Raw genomic sequence first — 24,835 nt, 5'->3', positions numbered from 1 at the left:
CACTTAAGTGGTAATTTTATGCTACTGCTTTTTCTAACTGCGCCAGTTTAATTTCGGTTTTCACAGATGTTCCTTCTCCTAAAACAGAATTCACCTTAAAAGTTGCTCCAATAGTTTGCATTCTCTGTTGCATATTCTTCAACCCATTTCCGCTCTTTTTCAATTCATTCATCTCAAATCCTTTTCCAGAATCTTTGATATGAAAAGTAAGCAGGTCGTTTTTATAAACAAGTTCTATAAATATTTGGTGGCAATCTGCATGTTTAATACAATTATGAAGTGCTTCTTTTATGGTGAGAAAAATATTTCTTTGTACTTCTTGCGAGATTTTAATTTGTGGGATTTCATCCTGAATAGCCAAATCAGATTTCACACTTAAACCTTCCAGATAATCTGAACAATATTCACGTATTCTGGCTACTAGGTTATCAAGTGTAGCATTCTGAGGGTTTAAAACCCAAATAAGATCTCTCATGTTTTCTACCAGATCTTTAGAAATTTGGGTAATATTATTTATTTCTCCTACTTCTACCCCATTTGCTTGCATCTTGTGGCTCACCATGCCTGCCATTAATGTAATTTTTGATAGTCCAGAACCTATATCATCATGTACATCTTTAGCAATACGAGAACGCTCATTGGTTTCGGCTAATAAAATGGCCCTACGTTGCTCTCTCTTTTGTTTTACTCTTTGTTTTTGAAAATACAAATACCCTGATGAGATAAAAATCATCATCACCAGAACTGTAAAAAGTATTTGATAATTTCTTTTTTGAATGAGCAATTCTTGTCTGGCCATTTTTAGGCTATTGATCTGCTCGTTTTGCTTTAAAGCAGTGATTTGACCTCTTTGCTTTTCTGTTTGGTAAAGTGTTTGCATTTCTGCTAGCTGCTTAGCGCTTTCTACATTAATATAATCGCTATTTACTTTTGTGTATTTATTTTTAAAATAAAGGGCTTTCTTATAATCTCCTAAACCCTCATAATCTTCGGCTAAACTACCATAAGCCTCCACCACAATATTAGTTGCTTGAATAGATTCGGCAATTTTTAGGCTTTTGGTATTAAATTCAATTGCTTTTGGGTAATTTTTTAATAATGCATAAACATTACCAATGTTGTTTAAGTTAGCTGCTACAAAAAACTTATCTCCTAATTTTTCAGAATAAATTAAAGATTGATTATAATATTCTATCGCCTTTGGCAGCTCTCCTAAATATTTATAAACAATACCAATATTGTTTAAACTAAGTGCTATACGATCTGTTTTTTGCAGCTTTTGATAAATTTGAAGTGCTTTTTTATATACGCTTAATGCGAGATCGTATTTTAATTGTTGCTCATAAATGATTCCTGTATTGTTATAACAATCGGCCAAGAGAGATTCGTCTTTAATTTCAATAGCAATATTTTGAGCCCTTTCATAAAAGGTTAAAGCCTGACTAAAATTCTTTTGCTCTTCATAAAGAGCTCCAATATTTTTTAAAATCTTTCCACTTTGTTGTTTTTCATTATCAGTCTCTGCCTTTTTTAGCGCTATTTGATAATTTTTTAAAGCCTCTACTGGTTTACCTAATTGTGAGTAGGCTTTCCCAAAACTATTGTAAATTACTATTTCAATCACCTTTTCTTTTTTGCTTTGGGCAGTTACCAATCTGTTTTGGAGTAAATTAATTACCTTTTGATATTCGCCAGCCCGGTACAAAGAATCGGATTTTATAATAGCTGAGTCTTCTATTTGTGCAAAAGTAGTTTTAACAGAAATTATACTGATAAGTAAAAAAAGAAAGGAATAACGTGATAAATATTCTAATCGAAAATTAATTAACATATAAGACAGGTTAAAAGTTAAAAAACTTTATTTCATTTTATTAATGAAATTATTTATACTGCAATGTAATTAATTTATAAGTTATTTAGCTATAGATTATTAACCTTAATTAAATTTCAAAAAATCATCTTTTATTACGACAAAAAAATCACCCTAAACACTTTTGGCTAAAAAAATACCATTAGAAATTTAGGGTGATAAATATTTAAACAGCGTCTGAAAGAGACGTAAAAGTAAAATCTCTTATTTTTAAAGGGGGAAGCATATAATTCACATTAGACTCGCCACTAACGGTTCTTTCTGAAATGCCCATTTCTTCTAAGTTATTTAGCATGATGATTGGGCTTTCATTGAATCTGAAATTTTTAACTGGGAATTTAATTTCTCCATTTTCTATATAAAAAGTACCATCTCGGGTTAAGCCAGTTAATAGTAAAGTTTGAGGATCTACCGGGCGGATATACCATAAACGAGTTACCAATATGCCTTTTTCTGTTCCCTTAATTAATTCTTCCAGGGTTTTAGTACCACCTTGCATAATGGCTCCATCTGGAAGCGGAATAGCCTTTATACCAGTTTTTTGAGCCCAATACCTTGAGCTATACAAGTTTTTGATTATTCCTTTTTCTATCCAGTTTACTTTCTCCTGCGGACGGCCATCGCCTGTCCAGTTGTTGGTTGGAAGTTCTTCATTCCATGGATCTGAATATATATTTACCCTTTCATCAACTAATTGCTCTCCAACTTTTGTTTTACCACCGGGCTTGCTTAAAAAACTTCTGCCTTCATCTGCCTGCCGAGCGTCTAAAGCAAAGAACATATTTTCTAGCATCACGGCAACTGCGGTAGGCTCTAAAATTACGGTGTATTTGCCAGGTTCAATGGCTTTTGCAGTAGCAGAACCGCTGGCCTTTTTTGCTGCTATAATGGTGTCTTTTTTGGCATTGAGCTTAGAAAAATCATTATACCCTCTTGTTGCATAACCAGATCCTTTTCCATCATCTGTACGCATAGTGATGTTAAAAGCCACATTTGTGGTTACATTGTAAGCAAATAAGCCTTTGCTATTCATCATGGCCGTATAACCTGTACTGTTCTCTAAAAAACCTGCTCCGTTTAATTGATTATCTTTCGTGACCTGTAAGCTATCGGCTACAGCCTGAGCCCTTTCTTTTGGACCAACTGCTGCCGTTACCGGCGAAAAAGTATTGGTGTCAGGCCCATAATTTTGAGGTCCTAAAAATGACATATATTCAGGATTTTCTGGCGCTAGTTGAGCCAACTCTTCTGATCTTCTTACTACTTTTTGTAATGATGCATCATCAAATTCATTAATAGTAGCTACTCCTGCCTTTTTACCAAATGCAGATGAAACTACCAAACTTGTTTGGCTTACGCCCCCACTAGTAGAAACTGCATTTCTAGCATATCTTATATTTCCCCCGTCAGAACCACTGATATTTACTTCACATTCGTCTGCTTTGGAATAACTGAGCACTTTCTTTAAAAGCGCAAAGGTTTCTTCTTTAGTTAATATGGCCATGTTTTTAAAGTTTTAGGTTGTTAAGTTTTAGGTTTTAAGTGAACTTTAAGTTATCGGTTCAAAACCTATTACTTAATACTTATAACCTAATTACTTTTAGTAATTAAATTTTTCTTCCTGTATTGATTACGTTTATACCATTAAATCTGGTGGTTGCTGAACCATGTGAAACGGCACTTGATTGCGTTGGCTGACCTTTTCCATCAAAGAAAGAACCTCCTAAACGGTAATCATTTTGATCGCAAATGGCAGCACATGAATTCCAGAACTCTTGGGTATTGGCTTGATAAGCCACATCCTTAAGCATCCCAACTATTTTACCTTCTTTAATTTCGTAATATAATTGCCCGCCAAATTGGAAGTTATAACGCTGTTGATCTATTGAGAAAGAACCATCGCCAATGATATAAATTCCCTTTTCTACATTTTTTATCAATTCTGAAACGCTTAAAGGTGTTTTACCTGGTTGCAAAGAAATATTTGCCATTCGTTGAAATTGCACACTGCTCCAGTTATCTGCATAACAACAGCCTTGTGATTTATCTAAACCAACAATATGAGCTTGATCTCTAATGGCTTGATAATTCACTAAAACTCCTTCTTTTATCACATCCCATGAACCACATTTTACGCCTTCATCATCATATCCTACAGCACCTAATGAACCTGTTTGGGTTTTATCTGCAACTATATTTACCAGTTTATTTCCGTAATTGAATTTTTTAGACTCCCATTTATCTAAGGTTAAAAAGCTGGTTCCGGCAAAGTTGGCTTCATAACCTAAAACCCTATCTAATTCTGTTGGATGCCCTGTAGATTCGTGAATGGTTAACCATAAATGAGAAGGATCTAATACCAAATCGTATTTTCCAGGTTCTACAGATTTGGCTTTTAATTTTTCACCTGCTTGTGCTGCTGCTTGTTTGGCATCTTCCAGCATATCATAACGGCCTTTATACAAAGTTCCGGCTGCTGTTACAATTTTATCTTGTGGCCGGGCATCTAAATATTCATAACCCATTCCCATTGGAGAACTTAAAGCATTCCTGGTTTCAAATTTTCCCGTTTCTTTATTGATTTTGGTAATAAAAAAGGTTGGCCAAATACGATGAATATCCTGATCTATGTAAGAACCATCTGTAGAAGCAAAATATTTTTGTTCGTTTACTAAAAACAGGATGGAATTGATATAATCTGCTCCGCCTTTCATAGCTGCATCATTTACAGATAACAGCAAGTCCACTTTTTCTTTAACAGGGATTTCGAAGGCATTTTTTTCTATAGGAGCTTTCCAACTCACCTCTCCATATCCTTTTTGGGGTGCTAACTGAACGGGTTCTGTAAGCAAGCGAGCGTTTTCTTTAGCAATAGCAACTGCTAATTGAGCGGCTTTTGCAATGCTGTCGTTATCGGTTTTATCTGTAGCGGCAAAACCCCAGCTTCCGTTGGCAATTACTCTAATTCCTACTCCGTAAGACTCTGTGTTTACTATGTTTTCTACTTTATCTTCTCTTGTGACGACAAACTGATTGAGATATCTTCCAATGCGAACATCGGTGTAGGTTGCACCTTTAGATCTTGCTGCATTGAGTGCAACATCGGCAATTAATTTTTTAGCTGCCGGATCTACATATTCTAACAGTTTATCAGGAGAAACCGAATTTCCCCAAACCGGTATAGCAGGAAGCATAGCCGTGGCAGCCCCTAATCCGGTTAAATAAATAAAATTTCTACGTTTCAAATGAGGTGAATTAAAAAGTTTTGAATAATAAAAATATAGAAAAATAATGATAGAATTTAATGATGAGTTAAATAAATATTCTTTACTGAGATCAATAACGCCTAAATTTAGCGATGGCAAGGTTTATTGGGAAAAGAGCTAATGAAAAGTTATGTGTGGCGTGATAGTTCTATTGCCAGACGGAGTCCTGATTTTAATGAAAAGATATAAGTGATTCTTTGAAACACTGAAAACAGTTTGGAAAATTATAGATTCCTTTTTATTAACAAGTTTGGGTTGCCCCGTGGAACAACCCAAACAGCTGATTTATTTACTCAGCAACCGCCTTTGCGGGGAACACGGTTAAAAATTACTTTACTATCTCGTTCTACATATTCGGCCGATACTATTGGATATGAATACTTGGGCGCATGCGATACGCTATGGCTTTTTATCATTATTTTGTCGTTAACTTTCAGGCTATGTAATTGCTCAAGTTGAGATTTTTCCGGCTCAAATTTTACAATATAATCGTCACCATTCATACTAACCATCACTCCAAAACCTAATCTTGAGCCTGGCGGAAGAGAAAGAGAGGTTACAAACCCTTCCATATTGGCGTAATCTTTAATGTGCTTCCTTATTTTAGCTTCAGCGGCATACACTTTTTTACCTGCAGGAGAAGCTTCCCACATTTTGTACCTAATACCATCAGGGGTAGATTCCCATTTTTCCCTTTCGGTTTTTCTTTCAGCAATGGAAAGTGGCTTTGGGATTGGCTTTTCAGCAGATTCATTTTTAATTTCACGGTTTGCAAATACCAGTCCGCTTACCACAACCAGCAGAAAAATTAGTGCATAAATTACTTTTTTCATATCCTTTAATTTGGTGCAACAAAAATACTTTGATGTTTTCAGATTGAATCATTTAGATTGTAAATAAAAATGTAAACTTTGTAAATAAAATATTGACGTTATGGATGTTAGCCTAAATCTTCTTTCAGGGAAACGCAAATACCTTTTAGGATTCATTATGCTTTTATCTCTTGCTGTAATGTGCACAGCTTTCAGTATGATTGGCAGTGACGATTTTGACATAGCTAAAAGAGAGATTTTACTCCGCAGGATCGGACATGAATTACTCTTACAATCGGGAGACAGTACATCAAGAGTGCTTCCGATAAAGAAAATCTCGGAAAATGAATACCAAATCTCATTTGAGAATGAGCTTACTTTTGAACCTTCCTACTTAGTAGATATTACCAACCGTTTGCTGGCCAAAGACCCGCTGGCAAATGATTATGTGGTTAATGTGATAAACTGTAGTAATTCTAGTATTGTCTATGGATACGCAATTTCCAAAAACAAAAAAGATGATATTGTATCATGTATAGGAAGAAAACAAGCAAGCGCATGTTATAAGGTCAATATTAAATTTAAACAGACTGGTTTATCCATAGTAAAAAGCGGATATCTTTTGGGTAGCCTGTCTTTATTAGCTTTTTTTGGTTTTATATTTTTTAGAGTAGCTAAGCCCCCAAAAGCCCTCCTTCAAAGTCAGGATACCGACCTATTCACTTTAGGTTCAGTATGCTTTGATCCGAAGAATCGGAAGCTAAACATCAACGGAAAAACAATTGAACTCACTGGAACTGAATCTCGTTTACTACTCATTTTCGCACAGTCACCCAATGAAACCATCGAGCGGAGCAGGTTGCAAAAAGAGATATGGGAAGATGATGGTGTGATTGTTGGCCGCAGCCTAGATATGTTCATATCAAAACTCAGGAAAAAACTAGAATTAGATCCCAATATCAACATTGTGGTGACCCGTGGAAAGGGTTATAAACTTGATTTGGGAAATCCTAGTTTTTCTTAATTTATCTTGGACGAAGTCCTGATTTCCATGAATAGATTTCAGTCTTTCCTACATTTTTCTTCATTTAGCTTTTATAGCAAAACATTTACATTGTTAGTGATACTTCATCCTAACTTATGACTAAATTATCATTTCAAAACCCATAAAACATTTTTATTTCGAAAAATAGTTAATATTTAACTTATTTCCCGCATTAACGATTGAAACGGCGTCCTTTATCCGCTTTTCGGGGATGAAGATACAGTGAAAATCGAGTTAAAACGCCCTCCTCATTTTACCCAATCTTTCTTCCAGTATTAATTATGTTAACACCATTAAAACGAGTAGTTGGGCAACCATGAGAAACGGCACTTACCTGCCCAGGCTGACCTTTTCCATCAGAAAAAGTACCTCCTAAACGGTAATCATTTTTATCTGCCAATTGTGTGCATGAATTCCAAAATTCTTGGGTATTAGCTTGGTAAGAAGCATCTTTTAACATCCCCACAATTTTTCCGTCTTTAATTTCATAAGCCAGCTGACTGCTAAACTGGAAATTATAACGTTGCTGATCTATAGAATAAGAATTTCGGCCAAACATGTAAATGCCTTTTTCTACATTTTTAACCATATCTGCAGCGCTCATTGGTGTGTTACCAGGTGCTAAAGAAACATTTGGCATTCGCTGAAATTGTATACTGCTCCAGCTATCAGCATAGCAACAGCCTTGCGATGCTGGCAAACCTAAAATATGAGCCTGATCTCTGATGGTTTGATAGTTAACCAAAACACCATCTTTAATGATATTCCAGTTGCCACATTTTACGCCTTCATCATCATAACCTACGGCTCCTAAAGAACCTTGTTCGGTTTTATCTGCTAAAATATTGACTTGCTTGCTACCGAAATTGAATTTTTTACTTTCCCATTTATCTAAAGTTAAGAAACTGGTACCGGCATAATTGGCTTCGTAACCTAATACTCTGTCTAACTCTGTTGGGTGTCCCACCGACTCGTGAATGGTGAGAAAAAGATGTGTAGGATCTAAAATCAAATCGTATTTACCGGGTTCTACTGGCTTTGCTTTTAGTTTTTCTTCTACATGCAGGGTGGCTTCCTTTACATCCTCTAAAATATCGTAACGCTTTTTGTACATCGTTACCGGGCCGCCTTTTATTTTTTCACTTTCTAAGGGTGTTAAATATTCAAAACCCATTCCCATAGGTGCGCTTAAGGCATTTCTGGTTTCAAACTTTCCGCTGGCGGCATCAATTTTAGTAACGGTAAAGTTTGGCCAAATGCGATGGATATCCTGATCTATATAAGAACCATCTGTTGAAGCAAAATATTTTTGCTCATTCACCATAAATATGCTGGAGTTTACAAACTTTGCGCCTGCCTGCATGGCTACTGCGTTTACGTTTAACAGCAAGTCGACCTTTTCTTTTATGGGAACTTCAAATGCATTTTTTTGAATAGGCGTTTTCCAACTGACCTCTCCATAACCTTTTTGCGGAGCTAGTTTTACAGGTTCTGTTAATAATTTTGAATTCCCTTTGGCAATGGCTACAGCCAAACTTGCTGCTTTGGCAATGCTATCATTATCTAAAATATTGGTGGCTGCAAATCCCCAGCTTCCGTTAGCAATTACACGAATGCCCATTCCGTAAGATTCTGTGTTGGCAATATTTTGTACTCGTTTTTCACGAGTAGCTACCACCTGATTGAGGTATCTACCTATGCGAACATCGGCATAAGTTGCCCCTAAAGATTTAGCGGTATTCAACGCTACATCGGCCATTTTCTTTTTAAGGGCTACATCAACTGGGTTTAATGCATCTTCTAAAGAAATTTCTTTGCCAAAAAGTGGCATAGAAGGCAAAATAGATGCGCCTGTGGCTAGGCTGGTGAGGTATAAAAAATCTCTTCTTCTCATTTTTATAAATTAAAAAACGCTTTTAATTTTCATTAAAACTTGTTCTAATGCGCTAGGCTTTAAGGATGATATTTTCCCTAAAACAAGTGAATTCCTAATAGTGGCAATTTTATTACATCTTATTTCACTATTTTTTGGAAGTGCTTCTGTTAAATCTTCTGCTTTTAAAAGAAAAGAAAAAGTGGTTAGTCTTACATTGGTAGTAATTGGGCAAATAAGCACATCATTATCCAAATTATTTGAAAGTTGATTAGAGATAATGATTGCTGGTCTTAGTTTTGATTTTGATAAATCATCCGAAAACGGATAATTCACAGCTATAATATCACCCTGATGATACATTTTTAAATTAGAAGCTAAAAAATCATCCCAATGCTTATTCTCTTCGTTATCCCAAACTTCTGCGAAAGATTCTTGCGATAACTTAGAAAGTTGATTTGACAATTTTGCATCTGAATTATAATCTACTGTACTTTCATTAAAAGTGCCTGAAACTTTATTATCAGAGTTTTTTTTACCTAATGGATAGGCGATAATTTCAATTTCCATATCAATAAACTCATCCGGAAGTTGAATAATTAGATCTTCCTTTGTGTGCGGAAATATAACTTTCTTAATCATAACCTTTTGATTTATAGCATGAATATACCACTAAATATTTCAAATTAAAACGCTAAAGAATTCCTTAATTTACACTATTACCATCTCATGATGCTAAATAATTTATTAGTATAGCCCATATCCGCATATCCAATTTTTTAGACTTCATATAAATCTCGCAGATTCTTCTTTCTTAACTTAGAAAACATTCTGAGAAAAGAAAGAAGATTATGCAAAACAAAACCAATCTCTAACCCCTAAACAGCGTCAGATAGTGATGTGAATGTAAAGTCTCTAATTTTCATTGGAGGAACCATCACATTACCCATTCTTACTGGTTTACCTAATGCTTCTACGTTATTTAGCATAATTACCGGACTTTCATTAAATCTGAAATTCTTTACTGGGAATTTGATTTCTCCATTTTCGATGTAGAAAGTACCATCTCGGGTTAAACCGGTTAGTAATAGCGTTTGTGGATCTACCGAGCGGATGTACCAAAAACGAGTAACTAAAATTCCTTTTTCGGTACCTTTAATTAAATCTTCTAAAGATTGATTGCCACCTTCCATTACAAAACTACGTCCGAATGGGACAGGCTCTACTCCTTTTTGAGCAGCCCAATAACGAGAATAAGCTAGGTTTTTCACCACTCCTTTTTCTACCCATTGGGTTCTTTTCAATCTTAATCCATCACCGTTCCAAGTTGCAGAAGGCAAATCTGGATTCATAGGATCTGAATATAAGTTTACATTTTCTGAGAAAAGTTGTTCGCCTAAACGAGTTCCGCCACCTTTTTTGCTCATAAAACTTCGGCCTTCATCTGCACTACGAGCATCAAAACCTCTAAACATATTGCCTAACATATCGCTGGCAGCTAAAGGCTCTAAAATAACGGTGTATTTACCTGGCTCAATAGCTTTCGCCCCTGCTGAACCGGTAGCTTTTTTGGCTGCAATTTTACTAAGTGCCAAAGTATCCATCTTATCTACATCGTTAAAACCTTGATCTACATAGCCTGAGCCAGTACCTTCTTGATTCCTAACAGTTACAGAAAAAGAAACGTCGGTGCTTTTGTTATAAGCAAAAAGCCCTTTAGAATTCATGATGGCATTAAAATTAGTACCATTCTCTAAAAAGCCTGCTGCTTCTAATTTGGCTTCTTTTACAACTTGTAAGCTTTTAGCCACCATTTCTGCCCTTGTATCTGGCGTAATGGCTGCTGTTTTTGGAATATATGTTGGTGATTCTGGAAAATCTTGTGGGCCTAGCAAAGGCATAAACTCCGGATTTTCTGGAGCCAATTGCGCCAATTCTTCTGCTCTTTTCACTACTTTTTCTATAGATGCATCATCAAATTCATTGATGGTAGCCGATCCTGTTTTTTTGCCAAAAGTAGCACTCACTGCTAAATCCATAGTACTAATTTGACCCGCTGTAGAAACTGCATTACGGGCATAACGGATGTTGCCGCCCTCTGAACCGTTTAAACTTACTTCGCAGGAATCAGATTTTGAAAAACTGAGTGCTTTTTTTAATATCGCTTGGGCTTCTTCTTTACTTAATATTGCCATTTTTTTTATAAGTTTTAAGTGTTAAGTTGTAAGTTTTAAGTGAAAATTAAGTCCATCAGTTTTAAAAAACCTTTAACCTAAAACCTTATACCTACAACCTTCATTTATATTTTTCTTGCTGTATTGATCACGTTTACTCCGTTAAAACGAGTGGTTGGACTGCCATGAGAAACGGCGCTACTTTGTGAAGGCTGGCCTTTTCCATCGTTAAAAGATCCACCTAAGCGGTAGTCACTTTCATCGCAAACAGCGGCACAAGAATTCCAAAATTCTTGGGTGTTTGCCTGGTAAGATACATCGTTTAACATGCCTACAATTTTTCCATCTTTAATTTCATAGAAAATTTGTCCGCCAAACTGAAAATTATAACGTTGCTGATCTATAGAGAAACTGCCATTACCAATAATGTAAATTCCTTTCTCTACATTTTTGATCATATCATCTACACTTAATTTTTCTTTTCCGGGTTGTAGCGAAACGTTTGGCATTCTTTGGAACTGCACATCATCCCACCCTTGAGAGTAGCAACAGCCTTGAGATTCTTTTAATCCTAAAATATGGGCCTGATCTCTGATGGCTTGGTAGTTCACCAAAACTCCATCTTTAATAATATCCCATTTACCACATTTTACGCCTTCATCATCATAACCTACTGCGCCTAAAGAACCTTTTTGGGTTTTATCAGCTACAATATTTACTTTATCGCTACCAAATTTGAAGTTTTTAGATTTCCATTTATCTAACGTTAAGAAACTTGTACCAGCATAATTTGCCTCGTAACCTAATACCCTATCTAACTCGGTTGGATGCCCAACAGACTCATGAATGGTTAACCATAAATGCGATGGATCTAAAACTAAATCGTATTTACCTGGCTCCACAGATTTTGCTGTGATTTTTTCAGTGGCATTTAAAGCTGCAAACTTTACATCTTCCAGCATATCATACCTGCCTTTATAACGAGGCACAATACCAGGGACTTTATCTTGCGGACCAGCCGTTAAATATTCATATCCCATTCCCATTGGCGAACTTAAGGAAGAACGAGTTTGGAATTTACCGGATGCTTTATCAATTTTTGTGACTCCAAATGAAGGGAAAATACGATGAATATCTTGATCTATATAAGACCCATCTGTAGAGGCAAAATATTTTTGTTCGTTTACCGCGAAAATTACTGAATTCACAAAACTTGCTCCGTTTTGCAACGCAATATCATTTACTTGAAGCAGCAAATCAACTTTCTCCTTAACCGGTACGGCAAAGGTGTTAATTTCTATTGGTGCTTTCCAGCTTACTTCACCAAAACCTTTTTGAGGAGCCAACTGGACTGGTTCGCCCTGAATTTTAGCATTTGCTTTGGCAACGGCAACAGCTTGTTCGGCTGCTTTTGCAATGTCATCCATGGTCATTTTGTTGGTGGCTGCAAAACCCCAACATCCATTGGCAATTACTCGGATACCAATACCATAAGATTCTGTATTGGCTACACCCTGTACTCTTTTTTCTCTGGTGGAGACAAACTGATTAAGGTATCTGCCAATTCTTACATCGGCATAAGTTGCACCTTTAGACCTTGCAGCGTTTAAAGCTACATCAGCCATTTGCTTTTTAATCCTAACATCAACCCCATCTAAGGCTTGTAACGGATCTATTGGATTTCCAAAAGCAGATAAGTTAGGCAGCAAAGTAGCTCCTAAACCCATTCCTGATAAATATAAAAAGTCTTTTCTTTTCAAGCTGATTCCTCCTTTATAAGCTGTTTATTTTAAAATTCAATCTAGCTATTATTTTGAATGAATTAAAATTTTGTTTTGTAAGATTTATGTTTCAATGGAGGTTGGAAGGAGGCAAACTACATTTATGAATGGCAATTATTTTTGGGAAGTAAAATTCTTATATTTGTTTATGGAAACACTCATCATCAACATTCCAGAAAAAAAAAGTGCCTTGGTAAAACAACTGCTCAAAGAGCTAGGTGTTACCATTAAAAAGGCAGAAACCAGAAAATCATCTAAAAAACTAAATGCTTTGACCGCTAAAACAATAGATGACGCTCATAAAGGTATTGGGTTAGATAAACCTATTGAAACTGTTGAGGGTTTTATTAAATCTCTATAATAATGTTTGCTCTTATACCTACTCACCAGTTTAAGAAAATATTAAAACCCTTAAAAAGCGATCAAAAAGAAATACCGAACTATTAATTATTTTTTTAGAGCTTCTTCAACAAGATGGAGCTATTGGATTAGACAAAAAATATCGCCCTCATAAACTTTCTGGAAATTATAAAGATAATTGGGAAGCGCACATTAAACCTGACTTACTACTAATTTGGTTTGAAATAACAGAACAAAACGAGATTATTTTACTAAGAGCTGGCTCGCATTCTGATTTATTCTAATCCATCCTCCCTTCAGCCCACAAATAACCTGCACTCATCAAAAAAAGAAAGAAAAACCACCATTTAGAAACTTCTCGTTTTTCTTTTTCTGATTTTTCTAATAATTCAGCTGGTTTTTGTAGTTGGACTTTAGCTATTTGAAGATTCGCTTTAATTTTATCTGCATCTCTAATACTGCTCCAACTATTTTCACCAAATACATAAAATGAAGTTGCCGACTGCTGGTTAACTTTTAGCGAATGCCAACCTTTTTGCTGTGGCCAAAAAGTACCTTTCCATACAAAAGGCATATACTTGTTTTGTAAAGGCGCTAAAACCAAACTATCTACCAGAATGGAAACGGGGTTTCCTGCCTCTGGATTTTCTATATGGATATTGGCTTGCTGGTTGATTAATGGAAAAGCAGGTTCTATTTTATATTGGAGTTGATTATTATATTTTTTTGCTGATTTATTGATTAACTCGGTCCAAAAATTGGCGTAATCAATTTTTAACCCATTTAAAAACCAGTGATAGGTTGCCGGAATGGTAGAAACCATAATTTTACCCGAACCGTACATCATATTATTCACCATAATTTTAGCCTCGCTGGTAAAGACTACAGGCTGATTTCCGCTTTTTAAATTGAAATATAAAGGCTGATCAATTTCTAAGGGAGATAATAAATTTTCCATCAGCTTTAAGCGATAACTTTTATCTCTAATAGTAGATGGAGCACCGTAAGCAAACTTTTTGCTAAAAACAGAAATAGGTTTGTTTTCATTTATTCTAATCAATAAGCCCAAACCCTGTTCTATTTGTTTTTCTAAGGTTAATTTCTCACTGGCGGATAATAAAGCTAACTCTGCATCATCTGCAATAAGCAAATCAAATTGTTGCAAAAGGGACTGATTCACTTTATCTACGCTTGTAGATTTAGTATTTAAATAATCTACACTAAACTTATCTTTACTTATCCGACTTCTAAAAACTACTGGATATTGATTTTGATATAACCAGTTTTTTAGAAATTTATACTCAAAATCTGGGCTTGCAGCTAAAACAAGAACTTTAACAGGTGGCTTTTCTATCACCTCAAAAGGAATTTCTTCTTGTGACAAAGTATCTTTTCCGCTTAAAGCGATAAGTTTATAAACTGCTTTTCCAACTAGTTTTGGAGTATGGGTTAAAGAAAAAGAAATACTTTCCTTTTTATTAATCACCACAGAATCTAAATTTGAACCCAATCCTTTTAAAACTAATTGAACAGGTTTTGAAAGGTTATTTAAATAAGTCCCTTGCACTTGCAATTTATGGGTGCTAATGATTTGCCTATCCCAATAAATGGATGGTATGCCTGATGGAAAAGCAGATGGATGGAAAGTGAATTGAAGTTTTTTTATGCTCGCTAAATCTGCGGAAGCTAAACCATTGCCATAAACATTTACTTGCTTTACTTGAGGATGTTTTGCTAAATAATAGGCTAAATCTGGAATATAGGTGAGTTTGGTTTTAAAATTCTTCTGCAACAAAGAGGAATCAACCGTATAAACTTTTTTATTTTTAGGAAGGCTATCTAAATTTACACCCTCGGTAAATATCACTAACTCATTTATAGATTCCTTTTTTTCTACCTCATATTTAATAGGAATTAATAATAAAACCAACGAAACCACTGCAATTGCAGAACCTATCATTCGTATCCATAAACGACTGCTATTTTCCCTTTTCCACTCCTTAAACAAAAGGAACGCTAGAAAAATTAAAGCAGAAAGGATGATGATATAGTGAACATTCATATTTATTGTTTCCCGTTTTTTAGGTTTTGAAAGTATGATTTCCCTAAAGAAGATGCTGCCACGCCAGAACCTGCTTGTGGTAAAGGTTGCACATTACCAAGCAACTTTTGCAAAGCGTTTTCTATCAGATCAATTTCTGAATTATTGATTTTCACCTCTCCATTCACAGTTTTCTTCATCAACTTTAAAGCGGGTAAATAAGCTGATGGACTTTTAGAAGCAGCCGTAATTAATTCTATTTGAGCGGTATTCAACATCCTTTTATCAATTACAGAAAGTTGTGGCTTTTGCTTTAACTGCTCTAAAACAGCAATGGCTTTTTTTAAGTTTGCTGCTTTTTGGTCTGTGGTTATTAGCATTGCATTATTTACCGGATTGGTGATTTTATCCAACTCTCCGGTCAATCTTTTTTCGTCTTTAAGTGGCGATGTTTTCACCGTTGTTTTGGCAACATAAGCTCTAGAACTTTGCTGCAAATCTTTCAATAATCTTAACGCTTTATATTCAAAAGGTAAAGCTTCTTGCGGCTTGTAAGTACGTAAGCGCAATTCGGCACTCCACATTTCTGTTAGCGTAGCTTTTAATTTTGATTTCAATTCGGGTTCAAAAAAGCCAGCATCTTCTGCGTTATCATGTTTGTGAGCGTACTCATCCATTAGCGCTTGCACATCACCAAATTTTACATTTTCTTCTTTACTGTGGTTATGTCCATCATCGGCACTATGCTCTTCTACTTTTCCCTCAGCGCCATAAGTTTCAGATTCTTCGCCTAAAAACTTACCATAACGCAGCCTCAATAATTTTTGATCAATCCCTAAATTGTTGCTTCTGTTTTTAAATTCTGTATCCGTTATGCTTGCTTTTTCTTTGAGCAATTTCTCGGTATCAATAATAATTTGGCGCTGACTTCTAAAATACTCGGGCACCAAATTTACACCGCTAGCTAATCCTGTTAAACTCATCAATTCTGAAGTATCTTGAATGGAAACTATATAAATATCCGATCTGCTTTCTTGTCCAAAATTATCCTTCGCTTTTACATAAAAATAAAGCTCGTCTCCGGGTTTCATCCCTAAAGCTCTCAAATTAATAAGCTGATTTAGCGCTTGCTGCTTACCAGAAACAGCTTTATTAAAAGCAATTTTTTGTTCTTTAAAACTCACCCCTTCCCCTTTTCCGCTGGTTACAGTGGCTGCAATAAAAGCATCGCTAATGCCATAATCATCAGTCAATAAAACCTGAAGATTCACTTGTTGAGGTTGCCCAAAATCTATCACACTTTGTTGCGCCGGCTTATTTACTTTGATGGCCACAGGCAAATCTAAAACAACAGCTATTTCATACAAATCAGATCGTTTTCCGTCTAATTCTACCTGATAAAAGCCCGTTTGCTTTAATATTTTTTGAGTTGCCCATTCTGTTTTTTCTTTATTTAAAGGCTTTAAGCCGATGACTTGGCTATCGTTAAAAATAAAATTTATTTCTTTAACCGATTGATTTGTAGTGATTTTCCAATTAACGGTAGCACCAATTGGTACTTTTAATGTAAACTGATTTTGATTTCTACTTCCTAATTTGGTATAAGCAGGTGCCAAAATTTGAACACTTAAACGCTCTATTTCTGAAGGTATACTGTCGGTTAATAATTTGGCTTTCGCCGATGCTGAGGAACCCGTATCCATAAATTCACTTTTGACGGGTAATTTAGTCATCAAAAAGCTGATGCTTAATCCTATAAAAAGAAACAAAAACCCTGATTTTAATTTACTGATAGGTTCTTTAGGTTGCGCTAATTGTGGCAACAGCTCATTAACTTTTGAAGCCTGTAATTTTTGTAAAAAACTTAAGGAATTTGAAGGTTGTAAAACCAAGGCTGAACTTTCTTCTAAAACCGGGAATTGCTGATCGAGGTAAGTGGAAATATCTTTAATTTCAATGCCTTTTGGATTGATTATCCAAAGAAAAACTAAAACTATCAACCACAAAATGGGTAAAATTAGTAAAAAAGAAATAGAAGAAAAATGGCTGATAAGTGTAGCGCCCACCAAAGCTATTGCACCAGAAAGCATCAACAACCTCAGCAAAGAAAAAATGAGCCATTTTCTCTTAAAATTATCTATCCATTTTTTGCTTTCTATAAATTCCATATCAAGCTTTCTTTTGTTTAAAAGACAAAATTCGTTCTAAAGCAAATACTAAAAACGCCAAAATCCACACCCAATTACTGATGGGATTTTGCTGGGCAACGGCTCTTTCTGCTTTCTTTTTAAGATTATTTTGCGAATAAAAAAATGGTTGAGTAGCCGCTCTTTGATCTGCCGAATCTAACTCAAAGCCAAATTGGTTTTGAGCCAAAGGTGTCACCAAAACTAAAGGCATCAGGGCTTTTACAAATTCTTCGCTCCACACTAAATCTGTCCATTGGGGGTTAAATCTGCTATAAAACCTGTAATGATGCAATTGATTTGCATATTGATAAGATAAAATAGATTTTCCAAAACCATCTGTCCAAATGGCGTTAGCATTTTCATCTTTATATAAAATCCTTTTATATAAAGCAAAAGTGCTTTCGTTTTTTACTAAATTTACTTTTGTTTGAATGGTAGAATTTAAAACTTCTTCTTTCCCATCTTCATAGCTAAACAAAATTATTTCCTCTTTTAGGTTTTGAGGAATTGCCGCTGTAGATAGCCAAAACAAAATATTAGTTTGAGGCGAAATTTCTTTAGGATTTTTAACTACTTGAACACTAATTTTTCTTCCGCTGTAATCTCTAATCGCTAAAATTGCTGCTTTCAAATAACTGGCATCTTTTTGATTTTGCGCTTCATAAACCGAAACGTAAACCGTATTAGTGTCTGCTTTTATCCAGCTTGACTGCTCTTTAGTTTTTAAAAAACTTAATCCCGAATCTATTTTTAACAGCACATTTTTAGTTTGATCATTTACGTTTTGGAAGCTGTAATTTGTTTGGCCCGAAGTTGAATTTATCAACAAAACTTTTAGGCTATCCTTATTGGTAAAATAAGCTTCGGCAACTTTAAAAACAGTAGAATCAGTCTTTAAAATATTTCTGAATTGAATAGCTAAAGAAGATTTTAGCACTTCATCAGGATATTGATTTAATAAATTAGCGCCATACCAATACACCTTAAAACCAGCTGGAAGTTGGGTATTTAATTGTTTTAAAAGCGAACTGGAAGATAGTTTGGTTGTGTTTGTTTCTTGCCAACTTGCTGTATCTTTTAAATTGAGCGCTGGAAAATTGATGTTTAAATCATGAATTTCAAATCCGCTTTGCGTTAAAGAATCTATTTCTTTTAAATTGGTTTTGCTTAAATTTTTAATTTGCTCTTTTTCTATCAGCACCCAACCTTTATCACCATTTGCAACTAGTTTATCATTAATAAAAGGCTCAGCTAATAAAAAGGCGATAATCAAAATCAACAAGCAGCGTAAAAGGAGTAAAAGCCAATCGGTAATTTTAAAACTTCTGGAGCTTTTGCTAGAACTTTCGCCTAAAAAAATAATGCTACCAATTTTTAAAGTTTTCCCCTGTTTTACATTCCACAAATGAATCATTATCGGAACTATTATTCCGATGATGGCAAAAAAAGCTATGGGATATAAAAACTGCATTTTATTGGTCTGTACTAATTTCTAAGCTTATTTCTTTGATTTAAAAAATCTCTTAAAGCCTGGTCTAATGGCTGATCTGTGGTTAACATTCTGTAATAAATATGCTTATCTAACAATTTAATACGCATTTGCTCCAAGTGCTTTTCTAACTGCTCTTTATAATTTTTTCTGGCTACAGCCTGATCTATTTGTATGGTTTGTCCGGTTTCTAAATCCTCAAAACTAGAATAACCTTTAAAATCTAAATCCAACTCATTTTTAGCCATAATTTGGAACACCACTACTTCATGCTTTAAAGTATTTAGGGTATCTAATAATTGGAAAATCTCTTCGTTTTGCTGGTATAAATCGGTTACAAAAATGAGTAATTCTCTCTTTTGAGCGCCACTATATAATTCTTTATAATGTATGGGCTTGGTAAAAGTGCCTTCGGGTTTTATGGTTTCTAATTGATGAAACAACCTTGATAAATGCTGATAATCTTGTTTGGCAGCCATAGAGAAAATTCCGCCATCTTTAAAAACATATAAACCAATAGCATCTCCTTGTAAATTGCCTAAATAAGCCAAAGAAGCCACTAAATATCTGGCATAATCTATCTTCTTAAAATCGCCATCGCTGTGATTCATAGAAGCGCTGGCATCAACCAAAAAACGAATAGAAATATTGGTTTCCACCTCAGATTCTCTAATGTAATAACGATCTGAGCGAGCAAACATTTTCCAGTCTAAGGAGCGCAAATCATCACCAGGCTGGTAACTTCTGTACTGACTAAACTCTAACCCGGCACCTTTAATAGTGCTTTTATTAATTCCGCTCATAAAGCCATCCACCACGGTTTTAGCCGCTAATGAAAGGTCTTTAATTGCCATTAATATTTTAGGATTTAATAATTTGGCCTCACCCATTAAAGTTTCTGCTTTTACTTTTTTCATCTCAGCCCTCTCCAAAAGAGAGGGAGACAAAGTTTATTGGTTAAATCACTTAATTATGTTTCCCCTCTCCTTTGGAGAGGGCTGCACTGCGTTTTCAATTAACACACCATTTCAAAGGATAAGGCTCTTTCTCTTCACTTCTTTTAACAATTCGGTGGTCACCATATCAGAAGTTACTTCCTCGGCGTCAGCTTTAAAATTCATTAACACCCTGTGCCGTAAAACCGGATAAGCCATAGCGTGTAAATCTTCCATAATTACTGCGTATCTACCATGAAATAGCGCTCTTGCTTTGGCGGTCAAAATTAATGCTTGCCCGGCTCGTGGACCAGCTCCCCATCTTACCCATTCTTTTATATATGCAACGGTGGTAGTATCTGGCCTAGTAGCTCTTATAATATGACTTACATATTCAATTAAATCATCGCTAATGCTTACCTCTCTTACCAACGATTGTATTTTCTGAATTTCATCGCCATTAATAATGGGTTCTACTTTTACCTTTTTAGAGCCTGTTGTGCTGCTTAAAATTCGGGTTTCTTCTTCTTGTGTAGGATAACCAATTTTTATGTAGAGTAAAAAACGGTCTAATTGCGCCTCTGGAAGCGGATAAGTTCCTGCTTGTTCAATAGGGTTTTGGGTGGCTAAAATAAAAAACGGTCGGTCTAAAGGATAGGTTTGCCCGCCATAAGTCACCTCAAATTCTTGCATCGCTTCTAGCAAAGCTGCCTGCGTTTTGGGTGGCGTTCTATTGATCTCATCTGCCAATACAATATTTGCAAACAAAGGCCCTTTATTAAACTTAAAAAAACGCTTACCCGTTACATGGTCTTCCTCCAAAATTTCAGTCCCTACAATATCTGTAGGCATTAAATCTGGGGTAAACTGAATCCTTCTAAAAGAAAGGTGTAAGGCTTGCGACATGGTGCGTACCATTAAAGTTTTTGCCAAACCCGGCACTCCCTCTAATAAACAATGGCCGCCAGCCATTAACGCCACCAACATTTCTTCAATAATTACATCTTGCCCTACAATTACTTTCTGAATTTCGTTTTTTAGTAAGGCTAGTTTATTAATTAAACTTTTAACTTCTGTTTCTGAACTTTCCAAAGCGAGTATTTTATTTAAAATGTTGTTGAATCTTTAATCAAAAAATAGGATTGTATTAATATGGTATTTTGGGCGTCCCGATAGCTATCGGGAGAACACGCTGTCCACTACCTGCCTGCCGCAGGCAAGGTATCTTTTTTGCCGAAAAAGCAAAAAAGCCTGCCCGTCCCATTCAGGCGGGGATGCCGTTTCCATCGTTAACACAAAACAAAATATCAAAACCAAATGAGCGTTTTATTTCAAACTCCAAATCACCAAAATATGCTACTTATCAATTAATTTTCAATATAGGGCTATCCCTCTAATATTTTGAATCATTCAACAAAATATCAAAAAAATTACAATTTATTTAACAGGAAAATTAATTCAATATGAATTTTACTTTATTTTAGAAGCATGATTGGTTCTAAGTTTACATTCGCAAGAATAAAATACAATTCGGGTGATTGGGACACCGACCAAAGGATGCCTGCAAATTTGCTCAATTCTTTATTAGAATACACCACCATCCCTTTAGAAGCCGAAGAAAAAGTGGTTTCTCTTTCTAGCAATGATATTTTTAAATATCCCTTTTGCTATTTAAGCGGGCATAAGCTGGTACAATTTGATAAGCAAGAAGCGGCAAATTTTAAAACTTATGTACAAAATGGAGGTTTTGTATTTGTTGACGATTGCAACCATGATATTGACGGCTTGTTTGCTAAATCTTTTGAAACCCAAATGAGCAATATTTTTGGGTCTCAGGCTTTAAAAAAGATTGCCAACAACCATCCCATTTACTCTTCATTTTTTAAGTTTGAAAAAGGCCCGCCTACTACTTCTTTTGAGTTAAATGGCTGGGGAGATGATTTGGTGCATGATTACCTAAAAGCCATTCAGGTAAATAATAGAATTGGCGTTTTGTACAGCAACAAAGATTATGGCTGCGAGTGGGATTATGATTTTAGAAACAAACGCTTTTTAGCAGAAGACAACACCAAATTTGGGGTAAATATTATTTTATATGCAATGGGGGTAAACAGTTAAACCATTTGCACATAAAATTTTTATTGCTATTAAATTATGATTTGCAATTAAATTAAAAAATCAAGCAACTAATAGCCTATTTAAATTTATCTAATAATTTGTTTATGCTTCTTATTGGCTGCATCTTCGTTAAATTTTACGAGATAGTATCCTCGATATTTCTACAAGTTTGCCTCGTTTCGCTCAAAAATAAGCTGTAAACATTCTCACGATATAAATTTAAACAGGCTCTAAAACAATTGCTTGATCTTTTAAATTTTATTATTCGACGGTAATTGCATTTTTTAGACCGTCGTAAAAGCGCTCGTAAGTGTATTTTTTAGTATAAAAAGTTGGGTTGTATAATGTTGCGTACCCGTTATTGGTTGATGGGTTTCTTAACCAAGAATCAGAATCGCCAACATTCCAAAGGGTAATTCCCCAACGTTGATTTGCCGGAACAATAGCTCTATACATTTGAGGCACATAATAATAACGAAAATATTGCCCGTCTTTGCGTTGCTGCTCGGTAGTTAAATCATTATTAATGCTCCCGTTAATTTCTTTTTTAGCTCTACTTATATCTAATTCAGAAATATGCACTTTTAACCCGGTTTCTTTCATTTTTCTTATCGCATACTCAATATTACCACTAGCATTAGCGGGTGTATCATCAGTTTTTGTAGCGTAATTCATGTGGAATTGTAACCCAACTCCATCAATAATTGGCTTACCTCCTTCGGTAATGTTTTTAAGGTAGTTTACCATAGCAAATATGGCATCTGTTTTAGCTTTAGAATACTCGTGACCAAAATCGTTGTAAAACAATTTCAAATCTGTATCTCCGTTTTCATTGGCGGCTTTTCTTGCAGCTCTAAATGCTAATTCAACATGATGAATTCCTTTTTGTCCGTTAGCTGGATTAGGTAAATTTTTATACCAAACACTAAAATCTCTATCTTGATTAGAAGTTGCCTGTCCGCTACCTCTATAAGTTCCATTATCATTAAAAACTTCATTTACTACATCCCAAGATTTCATTAATGGTTTACCCGCAGCATCTTTATAAATAGAACTGGCTCTGCTATAATGTTTAACTACCGTAGAAATATGTTTTTCCATTATTCCTTTAAACCTACTGTATTTATTTGCTGCAGATGTATTTGCATCTACATAATCTAACCAACCTGGGTTGCTAGAATACCAAATTAAAGCATGACCGTGAATTCGTTTATTACCGTTGTATTTAGCCGCATGTTCTATGGTGGTATCATCTAAATAAAAATCATTCTCTGCAGGTTGAAGTTCTCCAAATTTCATGTCATTTTCAGCAGTTATACTATTGTATTCCTGCTTGACTAGATTAGAATATAAAGTATTTGTTTGATAAGGGTTTAAGGCTATAGCAACACCAACTTGTACATCAACGTTAGCTGTTTGTAAACGCTCATTCCCCGTAAGCGCATTTACTGAAACTAAATTTGATTCTCCCTCTTTAGTGATGTTTTGAACTGATTTTTTACATCCTGCAAAAGTTATTGCGGCTGCAACAATTAAAATTGCTTTTTTCATTCGTTTGGTTTTTGGTTTAATTGATTTTTATTCGATAATTAATTTTATGGTTTCTAAATTTTTGTTGGTTTTGAATTAATTTGAAGAAAATAAAGGCATAGAGATTCTAATAATGATGAATCATTAGAATTTTTCCCAAAAAAATAAATGGTTATTTTACTTTAAGCCTTCTAAAAAACCTGCATAAGCTGGCTTTTTAGCATAAACTTCATCAAACAATAAAGGATATTCCTTATTGCCGTTTCCGCTATCTCTAAGCCAAGTGTTTTTATCAGTAATTCCCCACATGGTCATTCCAAATTTTTGATTTGCAGGAATGGCGTTGTATAATTTTGCTGTGTTTTTATAAAAATCAGATTGTTTTTGAAGGTCTGTACTGTTTAAAACATAGGTTGGAGAATTATTCACGTTCACTTTACAATCAATTTCTGAAAGATGAATTAACAAACCCGTACTCACTAAATCTGCAAAGCCATTATTTATGGTGGTTTGGCTAGTACTTATTCTATAATGAAACTGATCTCCCAAGCCATGTATAGGCACTCCCGTATTTTTAAATCTTATGGCCATGTTTTTCATTGCATTTCTCTTCCCAGAAGCAAGCACTACGCTGTAATCATTATAAAACAATTTACAATCCGGGTCAGCCGCAGCTGCATACTTAAAACACCTGCCTACAAAACCAACTGGATCTTTAAATTTTCCTTGAATTTGAGATTCTATCCTCATGGTTCCATCGTCATTAAAAATTTCATTGGCAACATCCCAACTTCTAATTTTGCCTTTATACCTGCCCACCACTGTTTCTATGTAAACTTTAACCTTACTTTCAAAAGCTACCGTATCATAATTGGCATTTTTAAACCAATCTGGAAAAGATTGATACCATAACAAGGCATGACCATGTACGGTCATATTATTTTGTTGAGCATAGTTTACCAGGTAATCTACTTTACTAAAATCATAATTATTTTCTGATGTCCAGATAAAGTTCATCTTCATCTCAAACTCGGCAGTTAATTGATTAAATTCTCCTTTAAGCGTATTTGAATAAGCGGCTTCACCTGTGATATTAGCCATTTTAACAGCAGCACCAATCTTAAAGTTAGCAAGCTCTGTAAGCTTTTGAGTAGTAACAACCGGAGGAATAACCACAACGGGTGGGTTTACCACAACTGGCTTATCGTTTATAGTTTTTTTACAAGCTGCAGAAAAAATTAGCAAGATACCGATGTAGAAAATACTCTTTTTCATTTTAATTTTTTTAAGTTTTAAGAGGAGAAAACACTTTCTTTTTACGGGGTTTATTTCAACCAAAAAAGCAAATCAAC

General features: G+C 35.0%; 19 protein-coding genes. 4 read left to right on the top strand and 15 right to left on the bottom strand.

Annotation, left to right across the window (positions count from 1 at the left end):
- Positions 1-16: 16 nt before the first annotated feature.
- From FA046_RS12740 to FA046_RS12725, 4 genes are all read right to left on the bottom strand, one after another.
- On the bottom strand, positions 17-1,831 hold the full coding sequence (locus tag FA046_RS12740; RefSeq protein WP_136826900.1) for a tetratricopeptide repeat-containing sensor histidine kinase: 1,815 nt from the start codon (positions 1,829-1,831) through the stop codon (positions 17-19).
- A gap of 205 nt (positions 1,832-2,036) precedes the next feature.
- Positions 2,037-3,374, bottom strand: a complete 1,338-nt coding sequence (locus FA046_RS12735; protein ID WP_136826899.1) for a TldD/PmbA family protein — start codon at positions 3,372-3,374, stop codon at positions 2,037-2,039.
- Positions 3,375-3,477: 103 nt separating this feature from the next.
- The gene (locus FA046_RS12730; RefSeq protein ID WP_136826898.1) at positions 3,478-5,115 is read right to left on the bottom strand and encodes a TldD/PmbA family protein; all 1,638 of its coding nucleotides are present in this window, start codon (positions 5,113-5,115) and stop codon (positions 3,478-3,480) included.
- Between the two features lie 314 nt (positions 5,116-5,429).
- On the bottom strand, positions 5,430-5,969 hold the full coding sequence (locus tag FA046_RS12725) for a hypothetical protein (protein WP_136826897.1): 540 nt from the start codon (positions 5,967-5,969) through the stop codon (positions 5,430-5,432).
- A 100-nt stretch (positions 5,970-6,069) separates the two neighbouring features.
- Here FA046_RS12725 and FA046_RS12720 point away from each other — a divergent pair, with 100 nt between their 5' ends.
- Positions 6,070-6,972, top strand: coding sequence for a winged helix-turn-helix domain-containing protein (locus tag FA046_RS12720; protein WP_136826896.1), 903 nt, complete (start codon positions 6,070-6,072; stop codon positions 6,970-6,972).
- 274 nt (positions 6,973-7,246) lie between these two features.
- Here the strand turns inward: FA046_RS12720 and FA046_RS12715 are convergent, their stop codons facing one another.
- The 4 genes from FA046_RS12715 to FA046_RS12700 form a co-directional block, all read right to left on the bottom strand.
- Positions 7,247-8,887 carry a TldD/PmbA family protein gene (locus tag FA046_RS12715; RefSeq protein ID WP_136826895.1) on the bottom strand — a complete coding sequence of 547 codons (1,641 nt, stop codon included), beginning with the start codon at positions 8,885-8,887 and terminating at the stop codon, positions 7,247-7,249.
- A 9-nt stretch (positions 8,888-8,896) separates the two neighbouring features.
- Positions 8,897-9,508, bottom strand: coding sequence for a type II toxin-antitoxin system PemK/MazF family toxin (locus FA046_RS12710; RefSeq protein ID WP_136826894.1), 612 nt, complete (start codon positions 9,506-9,508; stop codon positions 8,897-8,899).
- 236 nt (positions 9,509-9,744) lie between these two features.
- Complete coding sequence (locus tag FA046_RS12705) at positions 9,745-11,061, bottom strand: TldD/PmbA family protein (protein WP_136826893.1); 1,317 nt, start codon at positions 11,059-11,061, stop codon at positions 9,745-9,747.
- Between the two features lie 104 nt (positions 11,062-11,165).
- Positions 11,166-12,800 (bottom strand): TldD/PmbA family protein, encoded by a 1,635-nt coding sequence (locus tag FA046_RS12700; RefSeq protein WP_136826892.1) that lies wholly within the window; start codon positions 12,798-12,800, stop codon positions 11,166-11,168.
- A 94-nt stretch (positions 12,801-12,894) separates the two neighbouring features.
- Between FA046_RS12700 and FA046_RS12695 the strand changes: the two genes are divergently transcribed.
- Together FA046_RS12695 and FA046_RS17630 are read left to right on the top strand one after the other, a co-directional pair.
- The gene (locus tag FA046_RS12695; RefSeq protein ID WP_205943651.1) at positions 12,895-13,182 is read left to right on the top strand and encodes a hypothetical protein; all 288 of its coding nucleotides are present in this window, start codon (positions 12,895-12,897) and stop codon (positions 13,180-13,182) included.
- 40 nt (positions 13,183-13,222) lie between these two features.
- Positions 13,223-13,465, top strand: a complete 243-nt coding sequence (locus FA046_RS17630; protein ID WP_136827049.1) for a type II toxin-antitoxin system YafQ family toxin — start codon at positions 13,223-13,225, stop codon at positions 13,463-13,465.
- Here FA046_RS17630 and FA046_RS12685 read toward each other — a convergent pair.
- The 5 genes from FA046_RS12685 to FA046_RS12665 all read right to left on the bottom strand — a co-directional run bounded on the left by FA046_RS12685 (position 13,462) and on the right by FA046_RS12665 (position 20,927).
- Positions 13,462-15,243: a hypothetical protein gene (locus tag FA046_RS12685; protein ID WP_136826890.1), complete on the bottom strand. Its 1,782-nt coding sequence runs from the start codon at positions 15,241-15,243 to the stop codon at positions 13,462-13,464. The genes FA046_RS17630 and FA046_RS12685 overlap by 4 nt on opposite strands.
- Positions 15,244-15,245: 2 nt before the next feature.
- Positions 15,246-17,390, bottom strand: coding sequence for a DUF4175 family protein (locus FA046_RS12680; RefSeq protein ID WP_136826889.1), 2,145 nt, complete (start codon positions 17,388-17,390; stop codon positions 15,246-15,248).
- Position 17,391: 1 nt separating this feature from the next.
- A complete protein-coding gene (locus tag FA046_RS12675; protein ID WP_136826888.1) occupies positions 17,392-18,882 on the bottom strand; it encodes a BatA domain-containing protein in 1,491 nt (496 codons plus the stop codon).
- A 14-nt stretch (positions 18,883-18,896) separates the two neighbouring features.
- A complete protein-coding gene (locus tag FA046_RS12670) occupies positions 18,897-19,817 on the bottom strand; it encodes a DUF58 domain-containing protein (protein ID WP_225870926.1) in 921 nt (306 codons plus the stop codon).
- A gap of 111 nt (positions 19,818-19,928) precedes the next feature.
- The gene (locus FA046_RS12665) at positions 19,929-20,927 is read right to left on the bottom strand and encodes an AAA family ATPase (RefSeq protein ID WP_136826887.1); all 999 of its coding nucleotides are present in this window, start codon (positions 20,925-20,927) and stop codon (positions 19,929-19,931) included.
- A gap of 396 nt (positions 20,928-21,323) precedes the next feature.
- Here FA046_RS12665 and FA046_RS12660 point away from each other — a divergent pair, with 396 nt between their 5' ends.
- Positions 21,324-21,953 carry a DUF4159 domain-containing protein gene (locus FA046_RS12660; RefSeq protein WP_136826886.1) on the top strand — a complete coding sequence of 210 codons (630 nt, stop codon included), beginning with the start codon at positions 21,324-21,326 and terminating at the stop codon, positions 21,951-21,953.
- Between the two features lie 261 nt (positions 21,954-22,214).
- On the opposite strand, the gene FA046_RS12655 is transcribed toward FA046_RS12660, so the two are convergent.
- A complete protein-coding gene (locus tag FA046_RS12655) occupies positions 22,215-23,504 on the bottom strand; it encodes an endo-1,4-beta-xylanase (protein WP_136826885.1) in 1,290 nt (429 codons plus the stop codon).
- Between the two features lie 156 nt (positions 23,505-23,660).
- Entirely contained in the window at positions 23,661-24,758 is a 1,098-nt protein-coding gene (locus FA046_RS12650; RefSeq protein WP_136826884.1) for an endo-1,4-beta-xylanase, read from the bottom strand.
- Between the last annotated feature and the right edge of the window lie 77 nt (positions 24,759-24,835).

Origin of the sequence: Pedobacter cryophilus, assembly GCF_005116455.1 — a bacterium.
In the GTDB taxonomy this organism is placed as follows: domain Bacteria; phylum Bacteroidota; class Bacteroidia; order Sphingobacteriales; family Sphingobacteriaceae; genus Pseudopedobacter; species Pseudopedobacter cryophilum.
This window is presented reverse-complemented; position numbering and strand designations above follow the sequence as displayed.